At 74.1% G+C, this 9,985-nt stretch carries 8 protein-coding genes and 1 pseudogene; 5 read left to right on the forward strand and 4 right to left on the reverse strand.

Translation table 11 applies throughout. From position 1 onward, the window contains the following. A partial coding sequence (locus tag ABT288_RS47785; protein WP_351622771.1) for a phosphatase PAP2 family protein occupies positions 1-1,709 on the reverse strand: 1,709 nt, incomplete at its 3' end. Positions 1,710-1,953: 244 nt separating this feature from the next. Between ABT288_RS47785 and ABT288_RS47790 the strand changes: the two genes are divergently transcribed. Together ABT288_RS47790 and ABT288_RS47795 are read left to right on the forward strand one after the other, a co-directional pair. After that, complete coding sequence (locus tag ABT288_RS47790) at positions 1,954-2,121, forward strand: hypothetical protein (RefSeq protein WP_351622774.1); 168 nt, start codon at positions 1,954-1,956, stop codon at positions 2,119-2,121. A gap of 5 nt (positions 2,122-2,126) precedes the next feature. Next, the gene (locus ABT288_RS47795) at positions 2,127-3,968 is read left to right on the forward strand and encodes a hypothetical protein (RefSeq protein WP_351622777.1); all 1,842 of its coding nucleotides are present in this window, start codon (positions 2,127-2,129) and stop codon (positions 3,966-3,968) included. A 6-nt stretch (positions 3,969-3,974) separates the two neighbouring features. Here ABT288_RS47795 and ABT288_RS47800 read toward each other — a convergent pair whose 3' ends face one another. Then, positions 3,975-4,637: a nucleoside/nucleotide kinase family protein gene (locus ABT288_RS47800; protein WP_351622780.1), complete on the reverse strand. Its 663-nt coding sequence runs from the start codon at positions 4,635-4,637 to the stop codon at positions 3,975-3,977. An 85-nt stretch (positions 4,638-4,722) separates the two neighbouring features. On the opposite strand from ABT288_RS47800, the gene ABT288_RS47805 reads away from it, so the two are divergent. Continuing rightward, complete coding sequence (locus ABT288_RS47805) at positions 4,723-5,463, forward strand: HAD family hydrolase (RefSeq protein WP_351622783.1); 741 nt, start codon at positions 4,723-4,725, stop codon at positions 5,461-5,463. Continuing rightward, a complete protein-coding gene (locus ABT288_RS47810) occupies positions 5,460-7,832 on the forward strand; it encodes a glycoside hydrolase family 65 protein (RefSeq protein WP_351622786.1) in 2,373 nt (790 codons plus the stop codon). Before ABT288_RS47805 ends, ABT288_RS47810 begins: the two co-directional genes overlap by 4 nt. Before the next feature lie 30 nt (positions 7,833-7,862). Here ABT288_RS47810 and ABT288_RS47815 read toward each other — a convergent pair whose 3' ends face one another. After that, complete coding sequence (locus ABT288_RS47815) at positions 7,863-8,756, reverse strand: M56 family metallopeptidase (RefSeq protein WP_351622789.1); 894 nt, start codon at positions 8,754-8,756, stop codon at positions 7,863-7,865. Then, the gene (locus ABT288_RS47820) at positions 8,753-9,136 is read right to left on the reverse strand and encodes a BlaI/MecI/CopY family transcriptional regulator (RefSeq protein WP_351622792.1); all 384 of its coding nucleotides are present in this window, start codon (positions 9,134-9,136) and stop codon (positions 8,753-8,755) included. Before ABT288_RS47820 ends, ABT288_RS47815 begins: the two co-directional genes overlap by 4 nt. 167 nt (positions 9,137-9,303) lie before the next feature. Between ABT288_RS47820 and ABT288_RS47825 the strand changes: the two are divergent. Continuing rightward, positions 9,304-9,985 (forward strand): annotated as a pseudogene (locus ABT288_RS47825) (hypothetical protein); the annotation flags it as partial.

The raw sequence follows: 9,985 nt of genomic DNA on the forward strand, positions 1-9,985 counted from the left end.
GCCAGGTGCCTGACCGTCAGCGGCGCCCTGCGGCCCGCGCGCAGGGTCACTTCCAGCGTGCCCGCGTCCTGCGTGTACGCGCCGCGCACCCGCAGCCGCTCGGTCACGCGCAGGGTGCCGCCCGCGAGCCGCACGTCGCCGTGGCCGAGGGCGTCCTCGGAACCGGCGACCAGTGCGCCCTCGGCCAGCACCGTCCCGCCGGTGTAGCGGTTGCGGCCGCTCAGCGTCAGCGAGCCGGTGCCGCGCTTGGTCAGGCCGCCGCACCCGTCGATGTCGTTGCGCCAGGCGTCGGCCCCCGAGAAACCGCCCGCCGCCGCGTCCAGCGTGACCGAGACGTCCGCCTCGAAGGCGCCGTAACCGTCCGCCGCGGCGAACAGGTTCAGCCGGCCCCACTGCTCGAAGCCGTCGAGGAGGACGTACCCGGAGGGCAGTCCGGTGGTGCGCAGCACCTCGCGGCGCTGATCGGCCGTCAGATACGGCAGCCGGGTCTCCAGCAGCACCTCGGCGCCCTTCGGCACGGTCAGCGGCAGATCGCGGCCCTGCCGGGTCAGGACGTACGTCAGCCGGGGCCGCACCGCGCGGGCGTTGGCGTCCCGGTCGGCGTACGGGTCGGCGCCGGTGTGGGCGTAGGCGTACAGCGTGTCGACGGTGGTGCCGGTCTGCGCGGTGAACCAGGCGAGGGCCTGGGCGCGGGCGGCGGCCTTCAGATCCGCGTTGGCCGGGTCGGCCAGGGTGGCCGCGGCGAGCGCGGTGGCCATGATCCGGCCGCCGATGACGTCGACGGGGTGGTGCATGCCCGCCACGATCCGGGTGTGGCCCAGCTCGAACGCGCGGGTCACCAGCTCCTGGAAGCGCTCGGGTACGGCGTAGGCGTAGGCCAGCGCGGCCAGGTGGAAGGCGTTGGTGTGGCCGCTCGGGAAGCCGCCGTCGTCGGCCGGGGAGGTGCCGCGCTGACGCAGCAGCTGCGGGGCCACGACCACCGGCGAGTCGTACACCGGGAAGCCGAACGCGTCCGTCTTCCCCGTGTCGACGACCTCGCTGTCCTCGGTCAGGCGCCACGGACGCGGGTACTGGTAGGCGTACTTGGCGGGGTTGCCTGAGGCGTACGGGCCGCGCACGGTGTCGACCAGTTCGGCGACCTTGCCGAGGGCCGAGTCGTGGGCGCCGGCGCCGAGCGCCGAGCCGGCCGGGGCGTCGGCGGGCACGGCGTCTCCGACGGTGGTCGCGGGTGTGCCGTCGGGCGCGCTCGTGATCGACGTGACCGCCTTCGCGCCCGCCCTGTAGAGGCCCGCGAGCGGGCCGAGGCCGGCGATCAGGGCGTAGCTCTGGTGCTGGCGGTCGTGGACGAAGGCCTCCTTCGCCTGCGCGTCGGTGCGCGTCCGCGTGACGCGGGCGCAGTAGTCCAGGTCGGCGCGCAGGACGTCGGGGCGCAGCGGGGTGCCGGAGTTCCAGGCGGAGCCGGTCTTCCACACCTGGGCGAAGCCGCCGAGGATCCGGACGACCGCGTTGGTCTCGGGCGTGAGGTTGGCGACGACGTTCGTCCTGTAGTCGTCCACGAACGCGGCCGGTGCGGTGGCGGCCTTCGCGTCGGCCGCCGGCAGCCAGGCGACGGCCGGGGCGGCGAGCACACCCGCCGACGCGGCCAGCGAGGTCTTGAGGAACCCGCGCCGGTTCGGCACGGAGGAGGGGTGCCCGGCAGGTGACGGCATGCCTGTGCCTCTCGAGTCGTCCACGGGGGTGCCCGTCCGGATGTGCCGACGTGTGCGATCCCGTGGAGAAGCAGGGGGAAGAAGTTGAACGGGTGAATATCTAGGGCTGTGGTGTGACCCGCCGGGGAGGTCCCGGTGAGCTCCGCGTGGTCGGCGGGTGAACGCGGGGCGCCGGTCGCACAGAAACGCCCATGCCCTGTCCCGGCCTCACAGGAGCGAACGCGGCGGCGATGACGGCCGGGGCGTGTCGTCCCGCTCGGCGGAGGGATCCGCGCGCTCCAACGCCGCGCCCAGCGTGGGTGGCGCGATGTTCGCCCTGCCGACACTCGCGCTCGCCCCGACGCTCATCCGCTTCCCCGTCTCCCGCAAGAGACTGGTGGCAAGCCTGGCCACCACCGGAACGAAGGGCTGAACCGCATGCATCTGCCCTACCAGCGCGGCCCGCTGCACGACCTGCCGGACACCCCTGAGGCGTACGACGCCGTCCTCGCCGACGTCACCGAGCAGGCCCTCGCCCGGATGACCCCCCAGGGCAGCCTCGAACACCCCGGCGCCCACGACGACATCGGCGACACCTCCCTCGGTGTCACCTCGCTGCTCGCCCTCGCCTGGCGGCGCGGCAAGGATCCCCGGCTGCCGGAGGCGGTCCGTCGCAGTCTCGTCTTCCATCTGCGCGAACGCGTGTACACCGGGGACAACCCCGGCTATCCGAACCTCAGGGTCACCAACTCCGGTCTGCCGTACGCCCGTTACGTACTCGAAGCGGGCGCGCACCCGATCGGTGACTGGCCCAGTACGGTCTGGGCGCTGCTCCAGGCGGTCAACGTCCTCGACGCGGCCGACGGCCTTCTGGACGACGAACAGCGCGGGGAACTGCGCGAGGTGGCGCACGGCTACTGGCGGTGGCTCACCGAGGCCACCTTCTTCAATCCGCAGGAGGCCGGCAACCAGGCCATCGGCTGCGTCGTCGGTGGCCTGATGCTCGCCCGCCATCTCCCGGACGGACAGGGCACGTCGGTCCGGGCACGTGCCCTGAGCCTGTACGCCGACGAGATCCGCGCCCACCGCGTCCGTGACCGGGGCGCCCTTCTTCCCCCCGAACACGGCGGCGCCTACGACAACAACTACGGCCCGATCTCCCTGTCCTTCCTGGCTCAGGCCCACCGGGTCAGCGCAGAGCGGATCTTCGCCGAGGACGGCGACACCCTCGCCCGGTACATCGACGCCCGGCTGACGTCCGGCGGCTACGACAACGGCGGCCCCCGCTACAGCGAACAGCACTCCGGCTTCGAATCCGTCCTCGGCCTGCGGTACTTCGGGGCCCGGATCGGCGCCGACCTAGGCCGCTACCGGGGTGACACACGCTGGGGGCGGCACGCGGTCCAGCGGGACGGCCGGATCGACGGGCACTTCGCCTTCATGCTGGTCTGGCAGATCCAGGACCCGACCCCCTGGCACCGCACGCCGTCGACGACGCCCCACCGCCACCAACTGCGCTCCGGCACCGTGTCCGTGGCCTTCGACACCCGGATGACCCCCTCGCTCGTCGAGGCGGGCGGCACCTACCACCTCCCCGCGGCCGTGCGCCGCCGGCAGGGGTTCGGGCCGGTCACGGACGGCTTCCTGCTGTGCCGCCCCATGGGCGAGGTCCGGGTCGCGGACGTCCGGGCCGACGGGCTCGCGGCGAAGCTGGTCACCAAGCCGGTCGTCGACCGCGACCACGTCCTGCGCCATGTGCGTTCGCTGTACGTCACCGACGGCACGAGCCTGTGGGTGACGGTGGCCGTGGAGCGGCTCGACGGGGCGCCGTACCTGCTGTCCGGGCTGCCGTACGCCGCCGACGACGGCGACCGGGTGCGCCGTACCGCCGAGGGCGAGGTCACCTCGGCGGGCGGCCTGCGCCTCACGCACCCCACGGACTCCGGACCCGACCACTTCGACGCCCGCGCCGAACTCACCCAGGAACAGGCCGCGTTCGCGCTCGCCGCCGACCCGCGCGGCTACGGCGACCCCGACGAGGGCTGGCGCCATCTGGTCTCCTCCAGCGCCCTGGAGGCCGAACCGGCGCCGGGCGCGCCCGAGGGCCTGCACGTGTTCGCCGTGCGGTACGGCCCGGGAGCGGCGTTCGAGCCGGTGTTCGGGTCGGCGCCGGAGGAGGGCACGGACGGGTTCGTCGTCCGCACGGAGGCGTTCACGGCGGTCGTCGGCGCGGTGGCGGGCGACAGCCGTGGGGAGCCGTCCCTCACCCTCCGCCGCTGAGCGTCGTCAGCGCTCCGGGAGCACCGGTGCCGGCAGCACGCCCGCCGGCACCACCAGGTCCGCCCGCTCCCGCGTCGTCGCCACCAGGTCGGCGTTGCGCTGGTCGGTGCCCAGCACCCAGGCCACGGCCGTCTCGTGGTCCTTGCCGAATTCCTCGTGCCGGGCCACCAGCCGGCGGATCCGCTCGTCCTCGTCGGCCTGGCAGAACCACACCTCGTCCAGGCACGGCCGCACCCGCGCCCACGAACCCTCCGTCAGCAGCAGGTAGTTGCCCTCGGTCACCACCAGCCGGGCGGCCGCCGGCACCGGGATCGCGCCCGCGATCGGCTGCTCCAGCACGCGCTCGAACCCGGGCGCGTACACCACGTCGTCGGTGTCCTCGCGCAACCGCCGCAGCAGTGCCGCGTACCCGGCCGCGTCGAAGGTGTCCGGCGCGCCCTTGCGGTCCCGGCGGCCGAGCCGCTCGAGTTCGACGTCGGCGAGATGGAAGCCGTCCATGGGCACGTGCGCGGCCCAGGGCGGGCCGTCGGCGTTCAGGGCGCGCACCAGGTGCTCGGCGAGCGTGGTCTTGCCCGCCCCGGGGCTGCCCGCGAGGCCGAGCACGGCACGCCGGCCGTCCCGGACGAGGCCACGGGCACGGTCGATGAGGTCGTCGAAGGTCAGCGGCACACTGCAGAGTGTGTCACCAGGAGTTCGCGCGGTGTGTGGCGTGCGCCACTCACTGGACGGCGTCCCATGGGGAACAGTGCTGGGTATGACTCAGCTCGGTCTGCCCGACACCATCCAGGCCTGTCTCTTCGATCTCGACGGGGTCGTCACCAGGACGGCCGTCGTGCACGCGGCCGCCTGGAAGGAGACGTTCGACGCGTTCCTGCGCAACTACACGGGGGAGCAGGGGCGGCCGTTCGACGCGGTCGCCGACTACGACGAGTACGTCGACGGCCGCCCCCGCGCCGACGGCGTCCGCGCCTTCCTCGCATCGCGCGGCATCCACCTGCCCGAGGGCAGCCCGGAGGATCCGCCGGACGCCCGTACCGTGCACGGCCTCGGCAACCGCAAGAACGTCCTGCTGCTGGAGCGGATCCGCACCGGCGGCGTGGAGGCCTACGAGGGCACCCTGCGCTATCTGGAGGCCGTCCGCGCCGAGGGACTGCGCACGGCGATCGTCTCCTCCAGCGCCAACTGCCAGGACGTACTGCGCTCCGTCGGCGCCGAGCACTTCTTCGACGTACGGATCGACGGTGTGGTCGCCGCCGAACGGCACCTGCCCGGCAAACCGCACCCCGACACCTTCCTCGCCGCCGCCCACGACCTGGGCGTCGAACCGTCCGGGGCCGCCGTCTTCGAGGACGCGCTCGCCGGCATGGACGCGGGACGTGCGGGCGGCTTCGGGTACGTCGTCGGCGTGGACCGCGTGGGCCAGGCCGACGCCCTGTACGCGCACGGCGCGACCATCGTGGTGCGGGATCTCGCCGAACTGGGAGGCAAGCAGTGATCACCGACCGGTCGTACAGTGTGGAGCCGTGGGCCGTACGGGAGACCGCCCTCGATCTCGGCGTGCTCGCCCAGAGCGAGTCGGTGTTCGCGCTGTCCAACGGGCACGTCGGCTGGCGCGGCAACCTCGACGAGGGCGAGCCCCACGGTCTGCCCGGCAGCTACCTCAACGGCGTGCACGAGGTGCACCCGCTGCCGTACGCGGAGGCCGGCTACGGCTATCCGGAGTCGGGCCAGACGGTCATCAACGTCACCAACGGCAAGATCCTCAGGCTGCTGGTGGACGACGAGCCGTTCGACCTCCGGTACGGGCGGCTCGTCGCTCACGAGCGGGTCCTGGACCTGCGCCGCGGGGTGCTGGAGCGGACCTGTGAGTGGACCTCCCCGGCCGGCTCCACGGTCCGGGTGCGCTCGACTCGGCTGGTGTCGCTGACCCAGCGGGCGGTGGCCGCGGTGGCGTACGAGGTGGAGGCCGTCGGCTGCCGCAGCAGGGTGGTGATCCAGTCCGAGCTGGTCGCCAACGAGCCCCTGCCCGAGTCCGACGGCGACCCGCGCGCGGCCATGGCACTGCAGTCGCCACTGGAGCAGGAGGACCACTTCGCCTTCGGCGGCCGGCTGCGCCTGGTGCACCGCACCCGGCGCAGCGGCCTCAGGGTGGCCGTCGCCGCCGACCATGCCGTCAGCGGCCCCGAGCGCACCACCACCCGCAGCGAGAGCGGCACCGACATGGCCCGGCTCACCGTCACCGCCGTGCTGGAGCCCGGGCAGACCCTGCGGGTGGAGAAGCTGGTCGCGCACGGCTGGTCCGGCACCCGCTCGCTGCCCGCGATGGCCGACCAGGTCGACGCCGCGCTCGCCGCCGCCGCGCACGACGGCTGGCAGGGCCTGCTGGCGGACCAGCGGGCCTGCCTGGACGACTTCTGGACCCGCGCCGACGTCGAGACGGAGGGCGACGAGCAGGTCCAACAGGCGGTCCGCTTCGCCCTGTTCCACGTCCTGCAGGCCGGGGCCCGCGCCGAGCAGCGCGCCATCCCCGCGAAGGGCCTGACCGGCTCCGGCTACGACGGGCACGCCTTCTGGGACACCGAGATGTTCGTGCTGCCCGTACTCACCCACACCGCGCCCGCGGCGGTCGCCGAGGCGCTGCGCTGGCGGTACAACACCCTGGACGAAGCCCGCGAGCGCGCGGCCCAACTCGGGCTCGGCGGCGCCGCGTTCCCCTGGCGGACCATCGCGGGACCGGAGGGCTCGGCGTACTGGCCGGCCGGTACCGCCGCCTTCCATGTGAACGCCGGCATAGCCGACGCCGTGGTCCGCTACGCCGAGGCCACCGGCGACACCCGGTTCGAGCGCGAGGTCGGCGTGGAACTGCTGGTGGAGACGGCCCGGTTGTGGCGCTCGCTGGGCCACCACGACGCCCACGGCGTCTTCCACATCGACGGCGTCACGGGCCCCGACGAGTACAGCGCGGTCGCCGACGACAACACGTACACCAACCTCATGGCCCGGCAGAACCTGCTCCGCGCGGCCGACGCCGTCGAACGCCATCCGCGCGAGGCGGCACGGCTCGGCGTGGACGAGGAGGAGAGCGCGGCCTGGCGGGACGCCGCCGAGGCCATGCACGTCCCGTACAACGACGAACTCCGCGTCCACGAACAGCACGCGGGGTTCACCCGCTACCAGCGCTGGGACTTCACCGGCACCCGCCCCGACCAGTACCCGCTGCTGCTGCACTTCCCCTACTTCGACCTCTACCGCAAGCAGGTCGTCAAACAGGCCGACCTGGTGCTGGCCATGTACACCTGCGGCGACTTCTTCGACAAGGGGTACGACGACGAAGGCGCGGAGGGGGCGGAGCAGGTCGCGCGGAACTTCGCCTACTACGAGCCGCTGACCGTGCGGGACTCCTCGCTGTCGGCGTGCTGCCAGGCCGTGATCGCCGCCCAGACGGGCCATCTCGACCTCGCCTGGGCCTACACCACCGAGGCGGCCCTGATGGATCTGCAGGACCTGGAGCACAACACCCGCGACGGGCTGCACATCGCCTCGCTGGCCGGTACCTGGATGGCGCTGGTGGCGGGCTTCGGCGGGATGCGCCGCGACGGCGAGCGCCTGCGGTTCGCGCCGCGCCTGCCCGAGCGGCTGAGCCGGCTCGCCTTCAACGTGGAGTTCCGCGGCCGGCGGCTGCGCGTGGACATCGGCGCGGACAAGGCGACGTACGCGCTGCTGGACGGGCCGCCGCTGACCCTGCGGCACCATGGCGAGCGGCTCACCGTGAGCGGCGATGAGCCGGCGGTGCGGGCGGTACCGCCGGTTGTTCGCCGTGCCGCTCCTGAGCAGCCGCCGCACCGGGCGCCGAACGGGAGTTGACGTCCTTCGGGGTGCTTCTCCCGGGCTCGCTCAGTTCAGCACGCCGGACAGCTGCCGCAGCAGGTCCCCCGTCGCGTCGGCGGCGAGCAGCGCGGACACGGTGCCCAGAAGGAGGACGGCCGCCGCGGCGGACCACAGCCGTGGGGGCGGGCTGGTCTGCAGGGCCGCGATCCGGCGGGTGACGGCCCGGTCGGTGAAGTGCAGGGCGCAGGCGGTGCGGGTCCGGCCGGCGCTGAGCGCTGCCCGGGCCAGCGCCCGGGCGGTGACCGGCCGGTCGCCGACCGTGGCCGCGGCCTGCTCGTCGGCCCACCGCTCCACAAGGAAGCCGACGGCCGTGCGTACCGGGCCGAGCAGCGGGTCGGCCGCCGCCGCGAGCGTCGCCGCCGTGACCAGCGACCCGTGCCGGTGGGCGAGGTGGGCGCGCTCGTGCGCGAGGAGCACCCGCCGCTCGGCGGGCTCCAGCGCGCGCAGCATCGCCGAGGTGACCAGGATCCGGCCCGGCCGGCCCGGCACCGCGAACGCCTGTGGCACCTCGGAGGCGGCGACGATCAGCTCGGTGTCCGCCGGGTGCCCCGCGCACAGCCGGCGCAGGGCGCGCCGGGTGCGGCGTTCGGCGCGTACGGCCCGGTACACCCGTACGGCGATCGCCACCAGCGCCAGGCAGGCGGCGAGGCCGATCGCCTCGGGCACCGGATCCGTCACCGGATGCCCGTCCTCGCGGGCCTCGCGGATCACCGGCGGCGCGTACCCGAGGAGCGCGGCGGCCAGCAGGACCAGTGACCAGGTGGTGGCCGCGGCCGTCAGCACGGCCGCCGAGGTGAGCACGCGCGCGGCGAGCGCCGGAGCGACCCGGCGGCCGATCAGCGGGCCGGCCACCGACAGCAGCAGCGACAGCACCAGCGGGGTGTACACGTCGAACCTCATGCGCCGCCTCCGGCGAGCAGCTCGCGCAGCGCCCGCTCCTCCTCGGGGCTCAGCCCGGTCACGAACTGCTGGAGCGCGGCGATCGGGTCCGGCCCCCGGTCCAGGGCCTCGTGCATCGCCTCGGCGGTCAGCTCGGCCGCGTTCTTCGCCGGCCGGTACGCGCCGCGCCGCCCCGCGGCGTCCCGCAGCACCAGCCCTTTGTCGTACAGGCGTTTGAGGATGGTGTGCACCGTGTTGTAGGCGAGCGCCCCGTCGACCTCGGCCTGGATCTCGGCCGGGGTCAGGGGCCGCTCGGTGGCCCAGAGTGTGGCCAGTACCTCGCTCTCCAGCTCACCGGCGCTGCGCCGCTCCGCCCTGCCGCGGGCCCCTGTGCCAGCCATGCCCCAACCTTACAGCGCGTAGTGCCGTCGGCCGGATGGCCCCGTCCGCCCGGCATCAGGCAGGTATTCGGGGTAGTTTGACGGTGTTTTCCCCGACTCCCGTCCTCGACCCTACGGGTTGTAGGGTGACCAGGGTCTCCACACGCCGCGGGGACAGAGGGGTGAAGATGGCCGGCAGCGCGCACGCCACACTCGCCGGACTCCGGCGCTCACGCTCACCGCGCCCGTCCGGCGGTACCCGGCCGGTCCCTGCCACCGCCCCGCTCGCGGCCGTCGCCGCCGCCTTCACCCTGGCCCAACTCCTCCTGGTCCGGCCCGGCATGGGCCTCGGCTGGGACGAGACGGTGTACGTCAGCCAGGTCAGCCCCCAGGCCCCCGCCGCCTTCTTCAGCGCACCCCGGGCCCGGGGCGTCTCCCTGCTCGTCGCACCCGTCGCCTCCTGGTCCACCTCCACGGCACTGCTGCGGACATACCTCGCCCTCCTGTCCGGCCTCGCCCTGTACCTGGCCCTGCGCGCCTGGCGCGGCCTGTTCCCGGTACGCGTCCTCGCCCTCGCCGGCGCGCTCTTCGCCTCCCTGTGGATCACCCTGTTCTACGGCCCGCAGGCCATGCCGAACTACTGGGTCGCCGTCGGCGCCCTGGCCGTCGTCGGCTGCTTCCTGCGCGCCCGCGCCGAGCGAGCCGACCGGGGCACCCTGTGGGGCCTGGCGGTGAGTGCCGCACTCATGGCCCTGATGCGGCCCATGGACGCCGTCTGGGCGGTGCTGCCGCTCCTCGCCCTCGGCCTGGCCCGCCGCCACCGGCGGGCACTCGCGGTGCTGCTCGCCGGGCTCGCGGCCGGCGCCGCCG

The organism is Streptomyces sp. NPDC001093 (assembly GCF_040298985.1).
GTDB lineage: Bacteria > Actinomycetota > Actinomycetes > Streptomycetales > Streptomycetaceae > Streptomyces.